This window comes from Nonomuraea sp. NPDC049129 (assembly GCF_040648495.1).
Lineage (GTDB): Bacteria > Actinomycetota > Actinomycetes > Streptosporangiales > Streptosporangiaceae > Nonomuraea.
On the sequence record NZ_JBEZDU010000006.1, the window covers coordinates 597687 to 621246 of the forward strand.

Genomic DNA, 23560 nt, shown 5'->3' on the forward strand with positions numbered 1-23560 from the left:
CCGCCGTTCTCGCGTGCGCTCCTGGCCGGCCGCCACCGGCCGCGACAGGCTGGCGAGTAAGGAGCGGGTGGAGCAGGCCGTGCTCCGGCAGGGTGTGCGCTTCCGCCGTCTGTTCGTGACGCTGGTCGGCACCATCGTGGTCGCCTCGGCCGTCCTCGTGCTGCTCGGCACGATCGGGCTGCTCGAAGAGACCCGGTCGCGCCCGCTGACCGCCGCCGAGCAGAACCAGTACAAACAAGAGGAGATCGCCAGGCGCTGGCAGGCGTGGCCCGCCACCGACGTCTTCCCCGAAGAGGTCAAGTACGTCGGGCTCGACAAGGCCCAGCAATACGCCCGGCGCGTCGGCATCGCCCCCGAGACCGAGTGCGGCAAGGGCGTCGACCCGTCCGTGGCGGGCGTCCTCGACGACAACGGCTGCGTGACCATGCTCCGCGCCACCTACGTGGATCAGACGGCCATGTTCGTCTTCACGGTCGGCGTGGCCGTACTCAAGGACGAGGACTCCAGGCTATCGGCGACGGAGCAGCTCACCCAGGACGACCGGGTCGGCGTGCTGCCCGTGGCCTTCCCCGGCACGGTGACCGAGCGGTTCGGGGCCGACCAGCGCCAGCGTACGGGCTGGGTGGGCGCCGGACCGTACATCGTGTTCTCGACGGCGGGCTACACCGACGGCAGGACCCGGGCGGCCATCCCGCCCGAGGAGATCCTCCACAGCGAGCTGTGGCCGGCGGGCAAGTCGATCGGCAACCAGATCGCCTACTTCCTGGCGGACCCGCCGAAGGTTCCGCCCTGCACTCAGGGGAACGTGTGCTGACCGTCGTACGCGCGCTGACCGCCGCCCTGGTCATGCTGCACGCCCCGGCGGCCGCCCCCGTCCGGGACCAGCAGCAGTGGGTGCTCGACGCGCTCAACGTCGAGCAGGCGTGGACGGTCACCAAGGGCAAAGGCGTCACCGTGGCCGTGGTCGACAGCGGGGTCGACGGCAAGCTCAAGGAGCTGCGCGGCCGCGTGACCGCCGGTCCCGACATGACCGAGGCCACCGTCCAGCGCCAGGCCAAGCCCGGCGAGCACGGCACCGCGATGGCCGCCCTCATCGCCGGGTCCGGGGCCGACGACGGGCTGATCGGCGTGGCACCGGAGTCGGGCATCCTCTCCCTGGCCCTGGCGGTCGACGAGGATCCCGGCGCCGGCACCATCGACCCCCAGCAGGAGGAGCAGAGCGCGCTGGAGAGCCCGCTGGCCCGTGCCATCCGCTACGCCGCCAACCACGGCGCCAAGGTCATCAGCATGTCGATCGGCTCCTACGGGCCGCTCAAGTCCGAACGCGAGGCCGTCTCCTACGCGCTCGGCAAGGGTGTCGTGCTGGTCGCCGCCGTCGGCAACGACGGGCAGACCAAGTACGCCAAGGACAACGGCACCTCGTTCTGGAGCTTCCCCGCGGGCTATTCGGGCGTCATCGGCGTCGCGGCCGTCGACAAGCAGGGCAAGGGCGCGACGTTCAGCAGCGACAACCTGTCCGTCCTCGTCTCCGCGCCGGGGGTGGGCGTACCCGTCGTCAAGCGCAAGGGCGGCTACGAGCTTTCGGAGGGCACCAGCTCGGCCAGCGCGCTCGTGGCCGGGGTGGCCGCGCTGGTCAAGTCGCGCTATCCCGCCATGGCGCCCGAGCAGGTCGCGCAGGCCCTGGCCGCGAGCGCCCGGGGACGGCCCGCCGCCGGTTATGACGACAAGACCGGGTTCGGGGTGGTCGACGCCGGTGCCGCGCTCAACGCGGCCGAACGGCTGGCCGGAGAGCAGCGCGAGGTCGCCGTGCCCGACGACCGGCACTTCGGCGTCGGCGAGGACTCGCCCGGGCCGTCGCGCCCGGGGCCCGATCCGTGGCGGCTGTGGCTCTATGGAGGGGGCGTGCTGCTGGCGCTGGTGATGTTCTGCGGGGCCATCATCGTGCTCAATCAGCGTAGAGAGTAAAGATCCGCTATGGTCGCGCGTCATGGGATACGAGCTGCGCGTGGTTCGTGAGGCGCCCCTGGCGTTTTCCGAGCTCGCGAAGGCGATCGCGCCGGCCGGTTTCGGGGTGCGCGGGTCGGACGAGATCGTCACCGGACACGCCGGTGACACGCACGTCGTGGGGCACTGGCGCGATCAGGTGATCGGCGAGCCGGGCTCCGACTGGCAAGTGGCGCAGCTCGTCCTGCTGGCGGCCGCCCTCGGCGCCAGGCTCGTCGGCGAAGACGGCGAGAGCTACACGCTGCGCGACGGCATCGTGGAGCTGGTGGCCGGCGGTTCGGTGGTCGAGATCGGCAAGTTTCACGAAATGATCGAGGCGGGGCCCAACGCATGGACTCCGTGAATCCGTTCGCCGAACGGGTCCTCGAGGTAGTGGAGTCCATCCCGCCGGGCATGGTCATGTCCTACGGCGACATCGCCGAATATCTCGGCGAGGGCGGACCACGTCAGGTCGGGCAGGTCATGTCGACCTGGGGCGGCGGCGTGCCGTGGTGGCGCGTGGTGCACTCCGACGGCACCGGCGCGGCCCCTGACCACGTGCGACGCTGTCTGGAGCACTGGCGCGAAGAGGGCACCCCCCTGCGCGGTGAGCGCGTCGACATGCGCCAGGCGCGCTGGGACGGTCGTTCAGCCGATTCTCAGAAACGAGTTTGACCAGCGGATTCGCTCGTTGAGCGAATCCGCCGCACGTGACTCCCCTTACGATGGCTAGAACCAGTGATGGCGGTTCGAAAGGCGGTGCCTTACCGATGGCAACCGGCGTCACAGCCCTGAGTCAGGGCGGCGATCTGATCGCCGATCGCCTGAAGGCTGTCCAGGATCTCTGTGACCGAGGCGAGCCGCTCGACGCGGTCATGAAGGCCGTCGGACCGGGCGGCCGCGACTCGGCGTTCGACACCGAGGTGCTCAGCGGACCGCTGGGCGCGCGGATGGACTTGGCCGTCAAGCGTGGCGCGGCGCGCAGGCGTGAGCTCATCACGTTGCTGCGCCCCTACCTGGCGGCCGTGGACGCGGGCGTCAAGCGTGACCTGCCGGTCGCGCGGCGCCTGATCTGCCACCTCATCGAGCATCGCCCGGACGACGAGCTCGTCGACGGCGACACGCTCACCAAGGTCGTGGCGGCGGCGGCCGAGCCGTCCAAGCGGATCCGCGCGGGTCTGCGCTGGTACGCCGACCTGCCCTTCCGTGACGAGCTCCCCGCCGCCCTCTACCGGCTGCGGCGCGCCGACCTGGTGCCCGTGACCCACATCGACGACATCGTCTGGGTCAACGGCAAGCTGCGCGTCACCGGCTTCGCCTACCTGGCGGGCCTGTCCGTGCGTAGCCGCCGGTTCAACTGGGCGACCGTGGTGCTGCGCGGGCCGCGCTGGCTGCCTCCGGTGCGCCTGCGCACGCGCCGGGTGCTGGCCCCCGAGGCAACGCACGGCGCGCGCGAGCCCGGCTGCAACTACGACTGGTCCGGGTTCACCGCCGACCTCAGCCCATGGTCCCTGCGCTGGCGCGGAGCCGTGCGTGGCCTGGTGCACGCCGTACGCAGGCGGATGCGCCACCGGCCCGCCGTCCACGACACCACGACGTGGCGGGCCGAGATCGTCTTCTACAGCCGCGGCGCGCGGGCGACGGGCCTGCTGCGTGGCGCGTCCCCCGGCCGCACCGAGCGTCCCGCCGGGCTCAAGCTGCGGCCGGGCTGGTGGGCCAGGCCGGTGTGGACCTCCGACCGGGCGCTGCAGGTCGTGCTCCAGCCCAACCGCGCCGAGCTCACCGGGGTCTCCGTCGAGGGCGACCGCCTGGAGCTGAAGATCTTCCTGGCCGGCCGTACGGTGACCAAGGGCCACGCCCGGCTGGGCGGCCACCGCATGGCCGCCGAGTTCACGCCGGTGGCCAACGGCACCGAGGTGCTGGTCAGCCAGGCCGTGTCCGCCCTGCTGCAGGAGAAGGACGGGCGGCGGCTCTGGGTCGAGCCGAAGGGCGATCCCGCCGCGTCCGTCATGCTCGCCGACCTGGTGGAGACCAGGATGCCGTCCGGCGACCGCGAGATCACCGTGCTGGGCGACCGGCGCGACCGCGTGCTCGTCTCCGCCCACCGCATCCGCCCGGTGATCACCTCGGCGGTGTGGGAGGGGCTCACGCTGGTGCTGCGTGGCAACTACCCCGACGCGGCCGGGCCGCGCGTGCTGACGCTGCGCCACCGGTCGGGGCTGTCCTACCACGTGCCGATGGAGCGTACGGGCGATCAGTTCTCCGTACGCCTCGAGCCCGCGTCGATGGACCGCTTCGGCGAGGTGGTGCCGCTGTCGTCCGGCACCTGGAACATGTCGCTCCGGCACCCGTCCGGGGAGATCGTCCCCGTCCGCATGGACCACGCGGCGCTGCCCGGCCTCGACGAGGAGCCGCGCGCGTCCGAGGGGCGGTCCTTCCGGATGCTCTCGACGCGCTTCGACGTGCCGGTGGTGGCCGTGGAAGAGGAGCGGCCGGCCGACGAGAAGGGCGTCGCGGGCACTCACGTGCTGCGGCGGGTCTTCTATCCGGCACAGCGCACCGAGCCGCTGACCGACGCGACCGTCTACGTGGTCAACGACGGCCGCCTCTACGCCGACAGCGTCCGGGCGATCTACGAGGAGCGGGTGCGGCGGGGTGATGACCGCGAGCACATCTGGATCGTCAAGGACGGCGCGTTCACGCCGCCTCCGGGCACCACCTCGGTACGCGCCGGCAGCCGCGAGCACCACGCTGCGCTCGCCCGGTCCCGATTTATCGTGACAAATGCGTTCCTGCCGGTTTGGTTCCGCTCGCGCGAGGACCAGGTCGTCCTGCAGACCTGGAACGGCACGCCGGCCAAGCGCATCGGCAACGACCAGCCGCACATGACCCGCGACCCCCGCCCGCCGATCTGGCACCGGCAGGCGGCCGAGGTGCGCGGCTGGGACGTGCTGCTGTCGCAGTCGCCCTGGGCCACGCCGGTGCTGCGGCGCGCGTTCGGCTACCAGGGGGAGATCCTGGAGAGTGGGCTGCCGCGCAACGACGTGCTCACCTCGCCGGACCGCGACTCGCTGGCGGCCGCGGTGCGGGAGCGGCTGGGCCTGGTCGAGGGCAAGCGTGTGGTGCTGTACGCGCCGACCTGGCGAGACTATGACCGCAAGAACGCGATGGTGAAGCTCGACCTGGCCAAGGCCCGCGAGGCACTGGGCGCCGACCACGAACTCCTGGTCCGGGCCCACCCCATGCAAGCCATGCCCGCCGTCCCCGACATCGCCCACGACGTCACGACTTATCCCGATATGGCGGATTTGCTGCTCGTGACGGACGTGCTGGTCACGGACTACTCCTCGGTCATGTTCGACTTCGCCGCTACCGGCCGCCCGATCGTCTTCTACGGGTACGACCTGGCGAAATACTCATCGAAGCGCGGTCTCTACATCGACCTCCCGGAGCAGGCGCCGGGGCCGGTGCTGTCGACGTCGGCGGAGGTGATCGACGCACTACGCTCGATCGACTCGGTGGCCGCGGCCCACGCGGACCGCTACGACGCCTTCCGCGCCACCTTCGCTCCTAGGGACGACGGCAAGGCAACGGCCCGAGTCGTAGACCACCTGTTCTCCTAGACAGCTGGCCACCCACCCGTCTGGGTGGGTGGCCGTCGAGAACCCAGGATCGATCCCTATCGCGGCAGGTCGATCTGATACCGGATGAAGCCCCGGTTTACGGCCACCTTGTCGTAAAGGCGCCGCGCGGTGGCGTTCGACTCGTGGGTGTTCCAATAGACGCGATCGCAACCACGATCCCGGGCCCAGTCGACCACGCTCTCGATCAACGTACGACCCACACCCAGCCCACGCACATCCTCAGCCGTGAACAGGTCCTGCAAATAGCAGACGTCAGTATCCGGCGCTGAGGTGCTCGGATGGGTGAAGAAATGCGTGATCCCTACGAGCCTGCCGTCCAGTGTCGCGCCGAGGGCGTGGAGACGCGTGTCCGCCTGGAATTCATCCCACGCCCTGTCGTACATCAGGTCCGGCTCGACTCGCTGGTAGAAGTCGATGTAGGCGCGGAACAGGCTCTCCCAAGCCGCTCTGTCAGACGGGCGGAGCTTGCGGACGTCGATCACGTGACCTTCTTCATGAGAGCTTCGGGCGAGACAGGGCTGAGGTCACAACCTATGAAACGGGTGGACCGCTGTGGCACGCCCACTCTCCGGGGAAAGCAGAAGACCACTTGGCGGCGGCCCTCCTCCTGAGACGAAGGGGCGGATCAGTTCAGACGTCCTTCGGCGCGTGCCCACACGAAGAAGCCAGCGCCATCACAGGGAAGAAAGGCTTCGTGATCGTGGAGAAGATCGACCACCGCCACCACCTCCTGTTCCTCCATTACTCCTTCGCGAACTCCCGTACATAGGACCTCAAGCGTGCCGGTTACCTTGACACCTCTGTCCAGGCCATGCCGGCGGCCGACCCGATCGTCGATCATCGCTGTGGCGTTGTGCAGCTCCGCGTATGCCAGCGTCGCCGCTTCGCCGATGTTGCGCGATCCGCGCCCGAGACGGCCGTGATATTCGGAGAAGAGGCTGAGGTAGTCCAGCGTGGTCACGTCGACCGTGGTCAGCCATGGCTGCATGGACACCTGGTAAAGCTGCGCGTGTTTTGATCCGCCGTTCAGCAGCTCTTCTTCCACTGCGCGCACTATCAGGCATGTGAGGCCGGCCAGCAGCTTTCCCAGAAGGGGCAGCTGGTTCGAGCGGGCGAAGTAGTTCAGGGGGGGAGCTGTCGATGACCAGCTGCTCGTTGCTCAACGCAGCTCGCCTCGGAGCGCGTCCAGGGGAATCTCGTCGCGGGCCGGCAGATCATCGATTTCGATCTGACCACGCAACATCTCGATGACCCGTTCGGCCGACAGCTTGTGGCTTCGATATGCGCGAATGGCCGCTGCGGATATCCCTGTCGCGACATAGGGCGGCTCCAGCTCCGCGGTGATGCGCAGATTGCACTCCAGATAATCCGCGCGCGTGGGCGAGCGCGAATCGAGGGCCCGGTAGTCGTCCTTCGAGATCAGCTCAAAGGTCTTGAGCTGCCGTAGCGCCGCCGTCCAGCTGACTCGATAATGCGCGCTGATGATGATGGCCGCCGGCCGTAGGTCGTGATACTCCCGGAGGGAGTGCCATTGCTGGGTGACGCCCTTGCGGGGAAACAGCAGGTTGACGGCGAAGCAGTCGATTGCCTTCTCGATGGCGCTGGTGTCTGTGCCCCAGTCGGCGGAGTAGGCGTCTCCGAAGAGATGGTGGCCGAGTTCGTGGGCGAGAGTGGAGCGCCTTCTTCCGGCTTCGAGATCGCCGTTGATCACAGCGACCCCGAGGCCGTCCACTTCGGCGTAGGCGCCATCTGCGGCGGCCTTGCCCAGGGAAAGTGAATAACAGAACAGGCCGACGCCTTCTACCAGGTCGGCGAGATCGTACAAGGGTGAGCCCGCGTCCGCTCCCAGCAGCTGCCTGGCCTCGGTCGCGACCGCCTCGACAACCCAACCCTCACTACCTGGTCTGACCGCGCCCAACGCGCCTTTGGCTGGGTTCGGTCCGAGCGCTCTGGCGTCCAGGAGAACCGACAAATCGTAGGCGAGGTCTTCGATCGCGTAATCGCTGTTCGGGTCGCAGCGTTGATCGGCGGTCGCCGCGCGACGACTGATGATCGCAGCCGGTGGAGTGGCGACGAACCAGTGCAAAGGGCGGTCCAGGACCTCGGCGAGCCTTACGAGCTCAAGGGAGTTGATGTGCCTGCGACCGGTCTCGATCTTGGTTATGGCCGTACGCTCCAGGCCCAGCTGCCCGGCGAGCTCGTCTTGACTGAGCCCGCGTGTCTTGCGGGCGCCCGCTACGCGCCTGCCGACCTCGCGCCACCCTTGCTCCTCCGTCATTGTGCCATTATCGCACACGGCCGGGTTGGCGCCTTGTGTGTCTCGGGCGGGTTACTTGCGCAGTTCGACGAGAAGGGACATCGGCGTCTCCTGGATGGTGAACGTCCGGAAGCTCGTGTGGGCGATGATGGCCGCGAACTGCTTCTTGTCGTACGCCCGCCTGGGAAGGACCGAGCGGAGTACGTAGCGGATGATGACGGCGTTGACCGGGCCGATGCCCATGCGGCCGACGTCCTCGTCGACCGCCTCCTTGGAGACGTCGCGGCGCAGGTCGTTGATGTAGGCGGAGCCGCCGGGGCGTAGGACGCGGTGCATCTCGCGTAAGGCGCCGACCGGGTCGGAGAAGTTCTTGAAGGCGGCGCAGCAGGCGATGAAGTCGAAGCTCTCGTCGTCGAAGGGCATGGCCGAGGCGTTTCCTTGGCGGAAGTCGACCTGGGCGCCCGCCTCGGCGGCCTTCTGGCGGGCGATCTGGACGAATGAGGAGCTGACGTCGAGGCCGGTGACCCGGTAGTGGCCGGTTCTGGCCAGTCTGATGGCGAGGTAGCCGGGGCCGGGGGCCACCTCCAGGATGTCGCCGCTTGCCGGGGCGTGTTCCAGGACCAGTTGGGCCTGCTCCGCGAACCTCGACGGGTCCTTGCCGGTGTTTCTCGCGTACCAGCGGGCGATCGAGCCTTCCATGCCGATGCCCTTGTAGCCCTTGTCGGTTCTGGTCATGACGTGTCGTTCCTCTCTGCCACGCTGTACAAGTCACGATATATCGCATTGTGGGCAAGTCAAGATATGTCGCGAAACTCCCCACCGAGCCCCTGCGGCGTGTCGTTGGGTGTGGTGACATTTACGCCGGTAGCGTTGGCCGATCGCGTGGTAGAGAGGTCAACTCGGCACGATCTACCCCTGTGGTCTGGTGGAATCTAGTGTTGTGAGTGCTCAGACCTGGCGGTTGGTGCGGCGTGGGAGCGGGGGACCTGTTGCGGCCCCTGTGCTCGATGAGCACCAGCGTGCCGTGGTTCAGCACCGGAGCGGGCCGCTGCTCGTGCTCGCCGGTCCCGGCACCGGGAAGACCACGACGATCGTCGAGAGCGTGGTCGACCGGATCGAGCGGCGCGGGGTGGATCCCGAACGCGTCCTCATCCTGACATACAGCCGCAAAGCGGCCGGTGAGCTGCGTGAACGGGTCACCGGGCGGTTGCGCCGCACGACCAGGACGCCGCTGGCGCTCACCTTCCACAGCTACGCCTACGCGCTGCTGCGGCGGGAGGCGGTGCTGGCGGGTGAGACGCCGCCGCGGCTGCTCACCGGGCCCGAGCAACTGCTGGAGATCCGGCGGCTGCTGCACGGCGAGCTGGAGGACGGCGCGCGCGACTGGCCGGTCGCGTTGCGCGAGCCGCTCAAGACGCGCGGGTTCGCGGAGGAACTGCGCGACTTCCTGTCGCGCGCGGGCGAGCGCGGGCTCGGCGGCCCACGGCTGCAGGAGCTCGGCAGGCAGCACGGCAGGCCGGACTGGGTGGCGGCCGGCCGGTTCCTTGAGCGGTACGAAGTGCGGTTCGACCTCGACCCCGAACCGTCGCTTGACTACGCCGAGCTGATCAGGGCGGCGGCGGGCGTGCTCGCCGACCCGGAGGTGCGCCGGAGGGAGCGGGCGGCGCACGACGTGGTCTTCGTGGACGAATACCAGGACACCGACCCGGCGCAGGAGTTCCTGCTGCGGCAGCTGGCCGGTGACGGGCGTGACCTGATCGCGGTGGGCGATCCGGACCAGTCGATCTACGGGTTCCGGGGGGCCGATGTGCGGGGGATCCTGGGGTTCCCGCAGCGGTTCCCGGCCCGTGACGGGCGGGACGCGCCGGTGGTGGCGCTGCGGATGTGCCGCCGGAGCGGGGCCGAGTTGCTGGCGGCGTCCAGGCGGGTGGCCGATCGGCTGCCCGCGGCGCCGATGCCGGATGCCATGGCCGCCGGACGTCCTCACGGGCATCGCGAGTTGCTGTCGCTGCCCGAGATGGAGGACGGCGACGTACGCGTGCTGCTGGCCGACAGCACCAGCCAGGAGGCGGCCGTCGTCGCCGACACGCTGCGGCGGGCCCACCTGATCGACGGCGTGCCGTGGCATCGGATGGCGGTGCTCGTCCGGTCGGCGGCCCGTCAGGTGCCGTTGCTGCGGCGCGCGCTGGTCAGTGCGGGTGTGCCGACGATGGTGGCCGGTGACGAGGTGCCGATCGCGCAGGAGCCCGGCGTACGCCCGCTGCTGACGATGCTCAGGATCGCCCTCGACGCGGGCGAGCTCGACGAGGGGGTGGCCGAGGAACTGCTGACCGGGCCCCTCGGCGGCACCGACATGATCGGCGTACGGCGGCTGCGTCGGGCACTGAAGATCGCCGAAAACGAGGCGCTGGCCGCCGCGTCCGACAACAACGAGGCGACGGTTGGCGAATCCGAGAGCGAGCCCGCGAAAGAGGTCACGCATGCGCGTACCTCGGGAGAGTTGCTGGTCGCGGCCGTCAAGGACGCGCGGGAGCTGACCCGGATCGAGCCCCACGTGGCACTCCCCGCCGAACGCGTCGCGAAGCTGCTCGCCGCCGCCCGCCAGGCCGTGCGCGACCACGCCGGCGCCGAGGAGGTCCTGTGGGCCGTCTGGCACGAGAGCGGCCTGGCCGAGCGGTGGACCGAGCTCAGCCTGTCGGGCGGCGCCAGAGGGGCGCAGGCCGACAGGGATCTCGACGCCGTGGTCGCGCTGTTCGACCACGCCGCCAGGTTCGTGGACAGGATGCCCAAGGCGGGCCCTGAGGTGTTCCTGGACGATCTGGCCGCGCAGGAGATCCCGGGTGACACGCTGGCCGAGCGGGCGCCCGACGGTGACGCCGTCCGGGTGCTGACCGCCCACCGGTCCAAGGGGCTGGAGTGGGACGTGGTGGTGGTCGCGGGTGTGCAGGAGGGCGTCTGGCCCGATCTGCGGCTGCGCGGCACGCTGCTGGGCGTGGAGGATCTCGTCGAGCTGGTCGAGGGCGGCAAGCCCAACGCGGCGTCGCTGGCCTCCAAGCTGCTGGCCGAGGAGCGGCGGCTGTTCTACGTGGCCGTCACCCGCGCCCGGCGCAGGCTGGTCGTCACGGCCGTGGGCGGGGAGGACACCGACGAGCGGCCGTCGAGGTTCCTCAGCGAGCTCATGCCGGGCGCCGTCGAGGCCGCCACGGTGGACGACCGGGCGCGGTGGCTGAACATGTCCGCGCTCGTGGCGGATCTCCGCAGCGCAGTAACCGATCCCACTAAATCGGGAAAAATCCGGCACAAGGCCGCCACTCAGCTCGCCCGCCTGGCCGCGGCCGGAGTCCAGGGCGCACACCCCAACGACTGGTACGCCCTCACCCCCATGACCGACGACCGCCCCCTGAGCTGGCCCGACGACATCGTCAGGATCTCGCCCTCGGCGGTCGAGAGCTTCACCAAGTGCGGCCTGAGATGGCTGCTGGAGACGGCCGTCGGCGCAGCCGGCACCAGCTCGGCCCAGGGCCTCGGCACCGTCATCCACGCTCTGGCCGTGCTCGCCGCCACCGACCTGCCCAGCGAGGACCTGCTCGGCAAGCGCCTGGACGAGATCTGGAACGAGCTGGACTTCGGCGGCGTCTGGTTCAACCGCAAGCAGCGCCAGGTGGCCGAGCAGATGATCACCAAGTTCTGGCGCTGGCACCAGGAGAACCCGCGCGAGCTCGTCGCCCTCGAAGAGGCGTTCACCGCCACGGTCTCCGACGGCGTACAGATCAAGGGCCGCGTGGACCGCGTCGAACGCGACTCGGAGAACCGCGCGGTGATCATCGACCTCAAGACCGGCAGCGCGAAGCCCAAGGCGGGCGAGCTCGACCGCCACCCGCAGCTCGGCGTCTACCAGCTGGCCGCGCTCCTCGGCGCGTTCGCCCGGCACGGCATGACCGAGCCGGGCGGTGCCGCGCTGGTCCAGGTCGGCAAGGCGGCGGGCAAGAACGACGCCTTGGAGCAGACGCAGGGCGCGCTGGCCGACGACAAGAACCCCGGCTGGGCCAAGGACCTGGTCGACACCGTGGCGATCGGCATGTCGGGCCCGTTCTTCCAGGCCAAGGTCAACGACGGCTGCCGCACCTGCGCGGCCAGGTCCAGCTGCCCCGTCAACGACAACGGGGGACAGGTGTGCTGAACCCGGTCGAGCTGGCCGAGAAGCTCGGCATCCTGCCCCCCACCTCCGAACAGTCCCGCGTCATCGAGGCCCCGCTCGAACCCATGGTCGTCATGGCCGGAGCGGGCTCGGGCAAGAGCGAGACCATGGCCGGGCGCGTGGTCTGGCTGGTGGCCAACGGCCTGGTCAAGCCCGAGAACGTGCTCGGCCTGACCTTCACCCGCAAGGCCGCCGCCGAGCTGGCCACCCGCGTCCGCGAACGGCTCAACGGCCTGGCCGAGGCCGGCCTGGTCGAGCCGGGGCTGCTCGACAACGAGCCGACCGTCTCCACCTACCACGCCTACGCCGCCCGTCTGGTCACCGACCACGCCCTGCGCGAGGCCCTCGAACCCACCATGCGCCTGGTCACGCCCGCCGTCTCGTGGCAGCTGGCGTCCAGGGTGGTGGCGATGTACGACGGGCCGATGGACAAGATCGAGCTCGGCCCGCCGTCCGTCACGGCCGCCGTCCTGGAGCTGGCCGGCGAGCTGTCCGAGCACCTGCGCACCGCCTCAGACGTGCGGCGGATCGGTGAGTGGCTCGATGAGAGGTACGCCGCGCTGACCGGCCGGACGACCGTGGCCCAGCGCAAGCCGATCAACGTCCAGGCCGCGCGGAGGCAGCTCCTGCCCCTGGTCGAGGCGTACGAGCGGCTCAAGCGCGGCCGTGAGGTCATCGACTACGGCGACCAGATGTCGCTGGCCGCCAGGATCGCCGCCGGCCACCGGGAGGTGGGCGAGATCGAGCGGTCCCGCTTCTCCGTGGTGCTGCTCGACGAATACCAGGACACCAGCCACGCCCAGCTCGTACTGCTGCGATCCCTGTACGGCAACGGCCACCCGGTCACCGCGGTCGGCGATCCCTGCCAGTCCATCTACGGCTGGCGCGGCGCCTCGGCGGGCAACCTGCGGCGCTTCGCCCAGGACTTCAGGACGAGCACCGGCGACCCGGCCCCGGTACGCCAGCTCAGCGTCAGCTTCCGCAACGGCGATCGTGTCCTCGACGTCGCCGCCCGCGTCCAGCTGCCGCTGCGCATGGAGGCCCGTGAGGTGCCGGTCCTCGTCCCCGGCGCCAACCGCGTCGACCGGGGGCGCGTCACCTGCGCCTTCCATGAGACCGCGGAGGACGAGGCGAAGTGGATCGCCGACGGCATCCACAAGATCCTCGGCCAGGAGTTCGCGCCCGACGGCCTGCCCTGGGGCGAGAAGGAACGCAAGAAGACGCTCGCCGTACAACCCCAGGATGTGGCGATCCTCGCGCGTAAGCGGTCGCAGTTCCCCGCGCTGCGCAGAGCTCTCGAAGAGCGCGACATCCCGGTCGAAGTGGTCGGTCTCGGTGGGCTGCTGACCGTGCCCGAGGTCAACGACATCGTCGCCACGCTCAGAGTCCTGTACGACCCGACCGCCGGCGACGCCCTGGCCCGGTTGCTGGCCGGACCGCGCTGGCGGGTCGGGCCCGCCGACATGCGGGTGCTGGGCGAGTACGCCAGAGAGCTGACCCGCGAGGCCCGTGAGACGCGCCACGAGCAGGACCCGCTGGACCAGGTGGTCGCCGACCTGGCCGAGGAGCGCGGCAGCCTGATCGACGCGCTCGACGAGCTGCCCGACAGGGAGGCGTGGCTGGAGGCGTTCTCGCCGCTGGCCAGGACCCGGCTCGTCGCGCTGGCGCAGGAGCTGCGGCAACTCAGGGCGCACACCGCCCAGCCGCTCCCCGACCTGATCACGGAGGTGGAGCGGCGGCTGGGCCTCGACATCGAGGTGGCGGCCCGGGGCGGCACGGTCAGCGCCTTCGCCGCAAGGGCCGACCTCGACGCCTTCCAGGACGCGGCCGCCAGGTTCGCCGGCGACGCGGAGGATCCGACGCTCGGCGCGTTCCTGGCCTATCTGCAGGCGGCCGAGACCGAGGAGTTCGGGCTGGAGGCCGGACGGGTCGGCGAGAGCAACAGCGTCAAGCTGATGACCGTGCACGCCTCCAAGGGCCTGGAGTGGCCGATCGTGGTCGTGCCCGGACTGTCGCAGCTGGTCAGTTCAAAGGGCACGATCGCGACCGGCAGCATGTTCCCCGCGACGCCGGTCATGAACAGCCGCTGGACCGACAACCCACGCAAACTCCCCTACCCGCTCCGCGGCGACGTCGCCGACCTGCCGCGCCTGCCGGGGCTCACCAAGGAGGAGCTGGCCGCGTTCGACGAGGGCTGCCGTGACCGCGATCTGATGGAGGAACGGCGGCTGGCCTATGTGGCCGTCACCCGGGCCCACTACCACCTGATCGCCTCCGGCTACCGCTGGGGGAGCGCCTCCAAGCCGCTGGAGCCGTCGGACTTCCTGCTGGAGATCCGCGACACCAGCGACCGGGTCGCGTTCTGGGCGCCGGAGCTCGCCGCCGGTGCGACCAACCCGCTGCTGGCCGAGCCCGCCGAGGCTGTGTGGCCGGTCACGCCGGAGGGCCTGCGCTATGAGTCGGTGCTGGACGGGGCGCGGCTGGTCGAGGACGCGCTGACGGGCACGCTCGCCCCCGCCGAGGACGAGCCGCTGCGCGCCTTCGAAGAGGAACGCGTCCGCGCCTGGGAGCGCGACACCGACCTGCTGCTGCGCGAGCGCGAGCTGCACCGGCGGCGCGGCTCCACCACCGTCGAGCTGCCCTCGAAGCTGACCGTGTCGTCGCTGGTCACGCTGGCCGAGGACGCCCGCGAGCTGGCCCGCAGGATCCGCCGTCCCGTCCCGGTCAAGCCCGCGCCGCTGGCTCGTCGTGGCACGTCGTTCCACAAGTGGCTGGAGACGCGCTGGGACCAGCAGCGCCTGCTCGACGACTTCGACCTGGACCTGGTGGACGAGCTGGAAGAGGCCGACGTACGGCTGGCGGAGCTGCAGGAACGCTTCGAGGAGAGCGAATGGGCCGGGCGCCGGCCGCTCGACCTGGAGGTGCCGTTCGAGACCATGATCGCCGACCGGCTGGTGCGCGGCCGGATGGACGCGGTCTTCGAGCTGCCCGACGGCCGTTATGAGGTCGTCGACTGGAAGACCGGCGCGCCACCACGCGGCAAGGCCGCCCGCGCCGCCTCGGTGCAGCTGGCCGCCTACCGGCTGGCCTGGTCACACCTGGCGGCGGTGCCGCTGGAGCAGGTGGGGGCGGCTTTCCACTATGTCCGGATGAATCAGACCGTCCGCCCGGTGAACCTGCTTGATGCCGACGGCCTGGTCGCGCTTATAGAGGCGGTTCCCATCTCCTAGGTCCCGGCATCTTCCGCTCCCCGGAGGGGGTATCTCCAGAAGGACCCCCGCCACCGCGGGCCGTCACAGGGACCGTGACCGTCGTGTGACGGGCCTAGTCCCGCAAGTAGTGGAAGCCCGGCTTGGGATGCATCAGGAAGTCGTGGTGGGAGATGTTCCAGGCATAGGCCCCGGCCATCTCGAACACCACCGTGTCCCCCACCCGCAGCGAAGTCCCAATTTTTCGGGCGAAAACGTCTTTCGGGGTGCACAGCTGACCGACCACCGTCACCGGCTCATCCGCCAGAGCAGGACCGGAGCCTGTGGGCAGCACCGTGAAGGGCTGGTCGTGCCCCTTGGTGACCGGCGTACGCAGGTGGTGCGTGCCACCCAGCACGATCGCGTACGCCTCACCGCGTACCCGCTTCACGTCCACGACCTTGGTGACGTAGTAGCCGCAGTACGCGGTAAGCGCCCGCCCCGGTTCGATCCGCACCCGCTGCCCGGCCCGCCGCAGCGCCGCCAGTCCGGCGCCGTAGGCCGCCCAGTCGAACCGGGACTCCGGCGCGGCGTAGGAGACCGCCATGCCGCCCCCCAGGTTGACCTCGTCGTACTCGGTGTCCAGCAGCGTCTCGGCCAGCCGCAGGAGCTCCGGCGCGTCCAGGCCGCTGGCCAGGTGGCTGTGCAGGCCGCGCAGTCGTACGCGGTCGGTGAAGAGCGGCAGGCACTCACGTACACCCGCCTCGTCCATGCCGAACGGCCCGCTCATCGTCAGCGCCGCGCCCTCGACCGGCAGGTCCGGGTTGAGCCGGAGCAGGACGTCGGTCTCGCGGCCGGTGGCGAGCAGGCGGCGCAGCTCGTTGGGCGACTCGACATGCAGGCGGTGGCAGGGCAGGCGCAGCTCGGCGTCGGTCTTGCCGGGGCCGCCGAGGGCCAGCGGCTTGCCGGTCGTGCCAGGCGTGCCGGGGAGGCTGGGTCTGCCGGGGAAGAGGGCCGACACGTGGGCGTGTTCGCCGCCGGACGACACCTCGAAGCCGTCCACGTGCTCGGCCAGCGTCCTGAGCAGCTCGGTGTCGGGATTGGCCTTGACGGCGTAGTACAGCTCGACGCCGTGCAGCGCCCGCCGTACCGCCGAGGCGTGGTCGTGCAGCGCGGGCAGGTCGTAGAGGTAGGCGGGCGCGTCACGGAGCCGCAGGGCGGCTTCGCGGACTCTCGTCGTGATCACGCGAGCGGGTTCGCGATCGGGACGTATCCGGCGGTCCGGTCGGCGGCCCTGGACCAGCGGACCGTCAGGTTCGCCTTGGCCGGGAGCGGCGCGCCGGCCAGCAGATCGGACAGCGGGAGCGGCCAGCCGAGCGGCCCGGCGTGGCGGGCGAGCACGTCCCGGGCGATCCGCCACAGCTCGCGCAGCAGCTCGTCGTTATCTCCCGCCAGCGTGGCGGCGATCTCGGTGAGATGGTTGACCAGCAGGCAGTAGACGACGCGGGCCCAGCCGCGCTCGGCGTCGTAGCTCAGGGCCTCGGCCACCTTCGCGGGTACGCCGTCGAGCGAGTGACGGCCGGTGACCAGCTTGGTGCCCTCCAGGTCGCGGAAGACCGCCTCGACGGGCAGCCCCGAGGGGTCCAGGCCGACGAGGACGTTCTGCAGGTGTGGTTCGAGGATCACCCCGTGCGTGAAGTACAGCTCCAGCACCGGCGGCGCCACCACCGAGACATAGGCCGTCCACCACGCCAGCGGATCGCCGGCCGGCGCCTCGAGCGCGAGGGCCCCGGACAGGACCGGAGTGACCCCGGGGGAGCACACGGACCACGGGCTGGCCCGGACGATCACGCCGAGCCCTTCGAGCAGGCGGGTGCCGAGCGCGGCCGAGCGGTAGCCCGGCTCGGGCAGCCACCGGGTGCCCGGATGCGTGGCCGAGACCGCCTCGAACACCGGCGTCAGGCGGGAGGTCAGCTCAACCGCTCCGGCCAGCTCGTACCAGGCGTTCTTGCGTACGCAGTTGGTGATGCGGACATCGAGACTGAACTTCAGGCACGACTCCGCCGCGGGCGCGTAGACGGTCCGCACCGACGAGGTCGGCACGGCCACCGGGCCGGGGCCCAGGTCGATCAGCTCGGCCCCGTACGCCGGGCGCAGCAGGTCCAGCTGCCACGGGTGGGCGGGCAGCAGCCGGTAGCCGGACGGCGCCTCGCCCAGCAGGTCGAGGGCCGAGGCGTCGCCTTCCTCGGCGAGCACGTCCGCGCGGACACCGAGCAGCCGTACGGGGAACTCGGCGTGCGCCTCGGGCGCGAACCGCAGCCAGTCGGCGCCACCTCGCGACTTGGGGCTCGGGTGGAACCGGTGCCCGTAGACCAGCGCCTGCTCGGAGGCCAGCCACGGATCGGCGGGCGCCACGGCCTCGGCCCTGGCCGCCAGGATCGCGGCGACCGCGTCACGGCTCGCGGCCACCTGCCCGGCGAACTCACCGTTGGGGGTCGACCCCCTGACTGCCTGCCCGTTGGCTGCCGGGCCATCGAAGTCCGGCCTGGTGAAGTCCGGGTCATCGAAGTCCGGCGCCGCCTGCCCGGTCAGGTCGGCCTCCGCCAGCCGTACCAGCTCGTCGGTCGTGAGAGGCCGCCAGGCACCACGGTCCAGGCGCTCAGGCCGGCCGTCGAAGCGCAACGCCGCTCCGCCGTACGTGCGGACCCGCAGCAGCGTGCCCCCGACCCTCAGCAGCAGGTACGGCGGCGCGGGCCAGACCAGGCCGCGCGGCCCGGCCACTTCCCGGACACAGCACCGCAGCAGGGCGCCCAGCGTCGCCTCCTCCGCCAGCGCGGCCGGTGATGAGGCCGGTGAGGTCGGCGGAACCGCCGAGACCTGGTTGGCCGGCGAGTCGAGGACCAGACCGTGCATTCAAGCTCTCCTCAGATAGTTGGGCCCGCTGGTGCCGTAGAACTTGTTGATGTCCCGGGCCCCGGAGCGTTCCTTGGCCACGAGAGTCCCCGCGGTGATCATCGACTTGCCGGTGAGCCTGGCCGCGTCGAGCGTCCTGGCCCGCAGCAGCCGGGCCATGGGGTCGTCGCCGTACTCGTCGAGCGCCTCGGCCAGCGTGTCGCGCAACAGGGCGGCGGCCCGGTCGGGCGGCAGGGCCCCGAACACGACGGCCGCCGCCGCCAGATGCAGCGTGATGGTCACGAACACGTCGGCCAGGGCGTGCGGGTCGTCCGTGAACATCCGTTCGTCGGCGAACGCGGGCACCTCGACACCCGCCGCGGCGAGCCTCGAAGGGGACGCCAGCAGCCCGTCGTTGTCCTTGACCAGCAGCTTCATCCGCCCGTCCTGGAACACCAGCGACAGGTTCTGCTGGTGGGCCTCCAGCGCGACGCCGTAGCGTACGAACAGCCGTACGTTCCACCGCAGCAGGAGGCGCAGATAGCCGGGCAGCACGTCGCCCACCTCCTGGAGCACACCGGGGGCGTTGAACGCGGCGACGGGCACCATCCGCCCCTTCGGCAGCCGCCGAACCATCCAGGCGAGATACTCGTGCCCGGCGTGCGCGTAGGTCTGTTCGTCGGCGACCAGCACGTCAGGGTCGGCCAGGCGCCGCAGCAGCAGCTCGGCCATGGCGCCGTCGCGCAGGGTGCCGGGCTTGATCGACCGCCGGTTCCGTGCCCCCAGGGTGCTGGTGGGCAGGGGCAGCTTGAGGTGGGTGCGATCGTCGAGCTCCACGGTCCGCATCGACAGCGTGGGCCGCACGGTCAGCCACGGCTCGCCGAGCAGCCGCACCCCGTCGATCTTCCGTACCTCGTCGACGGTGAGCGGATGAACGGGAAACAGCACCTCGTCGGCCCGCAGCTCCTGGATCGCGTGCGGACGTGCCTCGTGGGTCGCGTGCGGATGGGCCGGAAACGGCGTCGGCACGGCGGTGGAGCCCGGCGTCAGCAGGCGGCGGGGCACGGCCGCCCAGCGCAGTTCGAACGACGGCGCGAACTCGGGCGCGTACGCGGGCAGCGCGGCGGCGGGCACGCCCAGCCGCGCCCGGGAGGTCGGATAGACCGGATGGTCGACGAACGCCGCCAGCGACTCGTAGGACGGCCGCCGGGCGAGCACCTCGGCCCTGTGTACGTCGTGCAGCTCCAGCGCCGCCAGCGCCTGCGCGCACTCCTCGGCGAACGCCGCCACGCCCGGCGCGTCGGCCGGATCGGCCACCTCGGCCAGCGTGTCGAGCACCTCCGCCAGCCCCAGCCGCTCGTCGGAACCGACCACGAAGTCCTGGAACAGCAGCCCGGGCATCAGCCGTACCCGGCGCCCGCCGGCCAGCTCCAGCTCCACGCCGTCACGGCTCCTGGCCACCCGCGCCGACAGCCCGCCGTAGTCCTCGCGCAGCAGCGCGTCCAGCACCCGCCTGGCCAAATACGCCTCGCGCGAGCTCATCCCACGGCTCGCGGCCTCCCGCGTACGCCTCTCACGATCCGCGGCCTCGCCCGTGCTCATCCCACGGTCCACGGCTTGGCCGCACGGAAGTCCTCGATGGCCGCGTCCACCCGCGCCCGGTCCGGACCGACGGCCCGGAGGACGCCGAGATAGTCGCGGTTCGTATGGGTCTGTTCAACGACATCACCCACCGCCCGAAGCGGCCGGTGCCACAGCCGTACGCCTTGGGAGACCAACTCCTCCGCCCCCGGCGCCGCCGTGATCGTCCCCGACCGGTCGGCGACCAGGCTGACCGCGCTGCCGTACCTGGACGTATCCGGCACAGCAGGCACGGCCTCACCCAGATGCACCCGCAGGATCCACTCGAACACCGGCACCCCGAGCACGTCGGCCAGCAGGAAGTCGCAGTGGTCGCCGATCACCCGATAGTTCACCTCGACGATGCGCGGCCCGGCCGGGGTGACGATGTATTCGGTGTGGCAGGCGCCGAACCCCACCCCGAGCGCCGCCAACGCGCCCAGAACGTGCTCACGGGCTCCATCGGGCGGCGTCCAGTCCAGCCGCTCCTCGATGAAGTGCGGCAACGGCCCGAGCGTCGTACGGAATCCGCCGAGCACCCGTACCCCGTCGCCGTCCCCGAGGGTCTCCAGGGTGCGCAGCGGCCCCTCCAGGTACTCCTCCACGACCAGCGCCTCGCCGGGCCGCCGCTTCCTGACCTTCGCCACCGCTCCGGCCAGGTCCCGCTCGACCAGCAGCACGTCCTCGCTCGCGACCCCCTCGCGCGGTTTGACGACCAGCGGGTACGGCAGGTCGCCGGGCACGGGGTCACCGGGCGCCAGCCGTACGGACGAGACCCGTTCGACCCCCGCCTCGGCGAGCCGGCGGCGCATCAGGAACTTGTTCTTGGCCGCCAGGCAGGCCCGCCAGTCCTTGCCGGGCAGCCCGAAGTAGGCCGCCGCCAGCGCGGTCTCCGCCTGCAGGTGGTCGGAGTTGGAGAAGATCGCGTCCGGCCGGCCGAGCTGCTCGATCGCGTCGATCACCGCCCGCGGATCCCGTACGTCGCACCCGACGGCACCGGGATGCCGCTCCGGCTGGTCGGTGAGAATCGTCACACGACAGCCCAGGGCTTCGGCGGCGGGCAGGAACCCATCGGTCACCGAATCAGTGGGTTTGAGCGCGGTCAGGTAGAGCCGCAACGCGAGATACCCCCGGAGAATCAGGTAAGCCTAACCTAACTCGCTGATCCTAGCCGTTGGGAGATCATCCCGGATACAAGACCCCACATTCGGTGGCGGTCATAGGATGACATGGGATTTGGGAAGGGTGGGGCCCGTGCAGACGAGGGTGGAAGAGCAACTCATCGGACCGCTGCTCCTCGCGCGCGGCACCATCGACAGGTCGTCCGCGCTGCGGGCGAACGCCGGTTGGCTGGAGCGTGCCTGGGCGGATCCGGCGACCAAGGTGCTGGTGATCGACGATGGCCGGACGCTGGTCAAGCGCGCCGGCGACGAGGTGCACGCGGTCCTCTACGCGCCATCGGAGGCGCCGCCGGGCGAGCGCTACCTGCTGGGAGTCGAGGACGGGACCGCCTACTTCGCGGTCGCCGCGCCGCTGCCCGGCTCGCGGGCCGGCGACGTCAACGGCCGCGTCACGATGCCGATGAGCCTGCGCGACACGGCCGAGGGCGAGCTGGTCGTCGCGGGCCTGCGCCAGGTGGGCGGCCTGCTGGGCGACCGCGACGCGGGGATGCTGGTCTACGCGGTGGCGCTGGAGGCCTGGCACTCGACGCACGAGTTCTGCCCGCGCTGCGGCAGCCGTACGGACGTGCAGGCGGGCGGCCACATCCGGGTCTGCCCGCGTGACTCCAGCCAGCACTTCCCGCGCGTGGACCCAGCGGTGATCATGCTCGTCCGCGACGAGGACGACCGCTGCCTGCTGGCCCGCGGCCCGCAGTGGCCAGAGGGACGGCTGTCGATCCTGGCCGGGTTCGTGGAGCCGGGGGAGTCGCTGGAGCACGCCGTGATCCGCGAGGTGGCCGAGGAGGTGGGCGTCACCGTCGTCGACCCCCGCTATCTCGGCAGCCAGCCGTGGCCGTTCCCGCGCAGCCTGATGCTCGGCTTCTTCGCCCACGCCACCACGACGACCCTCACCCCCGACGCGGAGGAGATCGCCGAGGCCCGCTGGTTCTCCCGCGAGGAGCTGGTGGAGGCCCTGCAGTCGGGCGAGGTCCGCCTGCCGCCACCGGTCTCGATCGCCCGCCGCCTCATCGAGACCTGGTACGGGGGACCGCTTTCAGGGGACTGGTAAGTCACTCGGCGAGCGGCGCCATACTCAGCGCGGTGCTTCAGCTCAAGGTCGACATCAAGCTCCTGGAGCACAAGCTCGACAGTCACCTGAACTAGGAGGCCTGGGCGCACCAACCGCCCAGGCCCTCGTGGCCATGCTAGGCCACTCTTCTCGGGCTCCAGCTTCTCCGCTGGGGCCCGAGCCCATCAGACAAAGACCTCAGGCCGCCTCGAGAAGCGCCTTCACCTCGCGGGCCGACGGGTTGGTGCGGACCACCCGTCCAGCGGGGGTCTCGATCACCACAGTGGGCACCACTTGGTTGCCGTTGTTGACGCTCATCACGAACTCGGCGGCATCGGGGTTCCGCTCGATGTCGATCTCGTCGAAGCTGATCCCCTCACGGGTGAGCTGCGACTTGAGTCGCTTGCAGGGACCGCACCAGGTGGTGCTGTAGACCGTGAGCGCCATGTGGACATCCCTTCGAGGCGTAAAGCAGGCGGTCGGTGCAACAACCTGGACGCCCCGGGTAATCCCTAGCCGATGCGATCGGCGATCCACTCCTGCACCCGCTCGGCCACGCCCACCTCGCGGTAGAGAGGTGCGCTGTGCGCGACGCCGGGTGAGGTGAAGATCGTCACAGGCACGCCGACCTGGCCGAGCATCTCCTTGAGCAGCTGGCTCTGCGCCGGCGGCACGAACTCGTCCGTGGAGTGCACGGTCAGCACCGGCGCGTCGTTGTGGCTGGCGTGCCAGGCCACCTCCATGCTGGCCCAGACGCGCGAACACTTGCCCCTGGGCAGGCACCCCCCGGCCAGCTTGATCGCCGAGGCGCGCAGCTTGCGCTTGTACGGGTCCGTGGAGGTCGCGCCGTCGGCGTACGCGCGCAGCGGCGAGATGATCGGCGAGAGCCCGACCACGCCCTTGAGCCCCCGCTGCCCGTCGCCGTACGTGCCGACCGCCGCGGCGATGTGCCCGCCCGCCGAGAAGCCCACCACGACGTAGTTGTTCGGGTCGAACGACCAGCGCTCGGCGTGCTTGCGCGCCAGGGCGATCGAGGCCATAGCGTCGATCCGCTGCGCGGGCCACGACGCCTCGCCGGAGAGCCGGTAGTTGATGTTGAAGACCGTGTAGCCGAGATCAGCGTAACTACGGGCGATCTCGGTCATCTGTTTCTTGTCGCCGCTGGACCACCAGCCGCCGTGGATCAGGAAGACGCCAGGTCGCTTGGTACCGTCCGAGGTCCACCACACGTCCATGTCCTGGCGGCGGCGCGAGCCGTACGAGACGGTCTCGGTGGATAAACCACTGAGCCCGTACGGGTCGGGGGACGTGGTCGACACGGGGCTCGGTGTCGGGTCCTTCGTTGCCTGCGCCGACATCGGTGTCAACGTAACGGCAGCGAGCGCGACAACGCTCACGAGCACCGCAGTTCGCACGGCCTGCCCTTTCCCCCATGCAGTTGGTCGGGCCCCATTGTGGGGGAAGAGACCAGTTCTTTGCATCTTGGCACGATTCGGACGACGGGCGGCATGTTGCCAGAATGGAGCCCTTCACCGCCACTGGCTGGGAG

At 70.5% G+C, this 23560-nt stretch carries 18 protein-coding genes; 8 read left to right on the plus strand and 10 right to left on the minus strand.

Annotated features, from left to right (window positions below; all coding sequences use genetic code 11):
• Positions 1 to 13 precede the first annotated feature (13 nt).
• The 5 genes from AB0B64_RS22365 to AB0B64_RS22385 all read left to right on the plus strand — a co-directional run bounded on the left by AB0B64_RS22365 (position 14) and on the right by AB0B64_RS22385 (position 5606).
• A complete protein-coding gene (locus AB0B64_RS22365) occupies positions 14 to 814 on the plus strand; it encodes a hypothetical protein (protein ID WP_357944410.1) in 801 nt (266 codons plus the stop codon).
• A complete protein-coding gene (locus AB0B64_RS22370; protein ID WP_357944413.1) occupies positions 808 to 1965 on the plus strand; it encodes a S8 family serine peptidase in 1158 nt (385 codons plus the stop codon). Before AB0B64_RS22365 ends, AB0B64_RS22370 begins: the two co-directional genes overlap by 7 nt.
• A gap of 22 nt (positions 1966 to 1987) precedes the next feature.
• Entirely contained in the window at positions 1988 to 2347 is a 360-nt protein-coding gene (locus AB0B64_RS22375; RefSeq protein ID WP_357944416.1) for a hypothetical protein, read from the plus strand.
• Positions 2335 to 2658, plus strand: a complete 324-nt coding sequence (locus AB0B64_RS22380) for an MGMT family protein (protein ID WP_357944419.1) — start codon at positions 2335 to 2337, stop codon at positions 2656 to 2658. Before AB0B64_RS22375 ends, AB0B64_RS22380 begins: the two co-directional genes overlap by 13 nt.
• A gap of 95 nt (positions 2659 to 2753) precedes the next feature.
• Positions 2754 to 5606, plus strand: coding sequence for a CDP-glycerol glycerophosphotransferase family protein (locus AB0B64_RS22385; RefSeq protein ID WP_357944422.1), 2853 nt, complete (start codon positions 2754 to 2756; stop codon positions 5604 to 5606).
• Positions 5607 to 5662: 56 nt separating this feature from the next.
• On the opposite strand, the gene AB0B64_RS22390 is transcribed toward AB0B64_RS22385, so the two are convergent.
• From AB0B64_RS22390 to AB0B64_RS22405, 4 genes are all read right to left on the minus strand, one after another.
• A complete protein-coding gene (locus tag AB0B64_RS22390; protein WP_357944425.1) occupies positions 5663 to 6109 on the minus strand; it encodes a GNAT family N-acetyltransferase in 447 nt (148 codons plus the stop codon).
• A 143-nt stretch (positions 6110 to 6252) separates the two neighbouring features.
• The gene (locus AB0B64_RS22395) at positions 6253 to 6672 is read right to left on the minus strand and encodes a hypothetical protein (RefSeq protein WP_358179382.1); all 420 of its coding nucleotides are present in this window, start codon (positions 6670 to 6672) and stop codon (positions 6253 to 6255) included.
• A 114-nt stretch (positions 6673 to 6786) separates the two neighbouring features.
• On the minus strand, positions 6787 to 7905 hold the full coding sequence (locus tag AB0B64_RS22400) for an XRE family transcriptional regulator (protein ID WP_357944430.1): 1119 nt from the start codon (positions 7903 to 7905) through the stop codon (positions 6787 to 6789).
• Positions 7906 to 7956: 51 nt separating this feature from the next.
• Positions 7957 to 8619, minus strand: coding sequence for a class I SAM-dependent methyltransferase (locus AB0B64_RS22405; protein ID WP_357944433.1), 663 nt, complete (start codon positions 8617 to 8619; stop codon positions 7957 to 7959).
• A gap of 205 nt (positions 8620 to 8824) precedes the next feature.
• Here AB0B64_RS22405 and AB0B64_RS22410 point away from each other — a divergent pair, with 205 nt between their 5' ends.
• A complete protein-coding gene (locus tag AB0B64_RS22410) occupies positions 8825 to 12064 on the plus strand; it encodes an ATP-dependent DNA helicase (RefSeq protein WP_358179384.1) in 3240 nt (1079 codons plus the stop codon).
• A complete protein-coding gene (locus AB0B64_RS22415; RefSeq protein WP_358179386.1) occupies positions 12058 to 15312 on the plus strand; it encodes an ATP-dependent DNA helicase in 3255 nt (1084 codons plus the stop codon). Before AB0B64_RS22410 ends, AB0B64_RS22415 begins: the two co-directional genes overlap by 7 nt.
• Positions 15313 to 15406: 94 nt before the next feature.
• Here AB0B64_RS22415 and AB0B64_RS22420 read toward each other — a convergent pair whose 3' ends face one another.
• The 4 genes from AB0B64_RS22420 to AB0B64_RS22435 are packed head-to-tail and all read right to left on the minus strand — an operon-like array spanning position 15407 to position 20861.
• Positions 15407 to 16516 (minus strand): type III PLP-dependent enzyme, encoded by a 1110-nt coding sequence (locus AB0B64_RS22420; protein WP_358179388.1) that lies wholly within the window; start codon positions 16514 to 16516, stop codon positions 15407 to 15409.
• Positions 16513 to 18183: an IucA/IucC family protein gene (locus AB0B64_RS22425; RefSeq protein WP_358179390.1), complete on the minus strand. Its 1671-nt coding sequence runs from the start codon at positions 18181 to 18183 to the stop codon at positions 16513 to 16515. Before AB0B64_RS22425 ends, AB0B64_RS22420 begins: the two co-directional genes overlap by 4 nt.
• Complete coding sequence (locus AB0B64_RS22430; protein ID WP_358179391.1) at positions 18184 to 19764, minus strand: IucA/IucC family protein; 1581 nt, start codon at positions 19762 to 19764, stop codon at positions 18184 to 18186.
• Complete coding sequence (locus AB0B64_RS22435) at positions 19761 to 20861, minus strand: siderophore biosynthesis protein (RefSeq protein ID WP_358179393.1); 1101 nt, start codon at positions 20859 to 20861, stop codon at positions 19761 to 19763. Before AB0B64_RS22435 ends, AB0B64_RS22430 begins: the two co-directional genes overlap by 4 nt.
• A gap of 175 nt (positions 20862 to 21036) precedes the next feature.
• Here AB0B64_RS22435 and nudC point away from each other — a divergent pair, with 175 nt between their 5' ends.
• On the plus strand, positions 21037 to 22011 hold the full coding sequence (gene nudC / locus AB0B64_RS22440) for an NAD(+) diphosphatase (RefSeq protein WP_357944452.1): 975 nt from the start codon (positions 21037 to 21039) through the stop codon (positions 22009 to 22011).
• Between the two features lie 198 nt (positions 22012 to 22209).
• On the opposite strand, the gene AB0B64_RS22445 is transcribed toward nudC, so the two are convergent.
• Positions 22210 to 22458 carry a glutaredoxin domain-containing protein gene (locus AB0B64_RS22445; protein WP_357944454.1) on the minus strand — a complete coding sequence of 83 codons (249 nt, stop codon included), beginning with the start codon at positions 22456 to 22458 and terminating at the stop codon, positions 22210 to 22212.
• A 65-nt stretch (positions 22459 to 22523) separates the two neighbouring features.
• Positions 22524 to 23369, minus strand: coding sequence for an alpha/beta hydrolase (locus AB0B64_RS22450; RefSeq protein ID WP_358179395.1), 846 nt, complete (start codon positions 23367 to 23369; stop codon positions 22524 to 22526).
• Positions 23370 to 23560 lie beyond the last annotated feature (191 nt).

What these genes read in the sequence shown, in the direction of transcription:
- AB0B64_RS22380 (WP_357944419.1), top strand. Translation starts at nt 2,335, where the DNA reads ATGGACTCCGTGAATCCGTTCGCCGAACGGGTCCTCGAGGTAGTGGAG.
- AB0B64_RS22405 (WP_357944433.1), bottom strand. Translation starts at nt 8,619, where the DNA reads ATGACCAGAACCGACAAGGGCTACAAGGGCATCGGCATGGAAGGCTCG.
- AB0B64_RS22400 (WP_357944430.1), bottom strand. Translation starts at nt 7,905, where the DNA reads ATGACGGAGGAGCAAGGGTGGCGCGAGGTCGGCAGGCGCGTAGCGGGC.
- AB0B64_RS22375 (WP_357944416.1), top strand. Translation starts at nt 1,988, where the DNA reads ATGGGATACGAGCTGCGCGTGGTTCGTGAGGCGCCCCTGGCGTTTTCC.
- AB0B64_RS22430 (WP_358179391.1), bottom strand. Translation starts at nt 19,764, where the DNA reads ATGAGCACGGGCGAGGCCGCGGATCGTGAGAGGCGTACGCGGGAGGCC.
- AB0B64_RS22425 (WP_358179390.1), bottom strand. Translation starts at nt 18,183, where the DNA reads ATGCACGGTCTGGTCCTCGACTCGCCGGCCAACCAGGTCTCGGCGGTT.
- AB0B64_RS22385 (WP_357944422.1), top strand. Translation starts at nt 2,754, where the DNA reads ATGGCAACCGGCGTCACAGCCCTGAGTCAGGGCGGCGATCTGATCGCC.
- AB0B64_RS22445 (WP_357944454.1), bottom strand. Translation starts at nt 22,458, where the DNA reads ATGGCGCTCACGGTCTACAGCACCACCTGGTGCGGTCCCTGCAAGCGA.
- AB0B64_RS22450 (WP_358179395.1), bottom strand. Translation starts at nt 23,369, where the DNA reads ATGTCGGCGCAGGCAACGAAGGACCCGACACCGAGCCCCGTGTCGACC.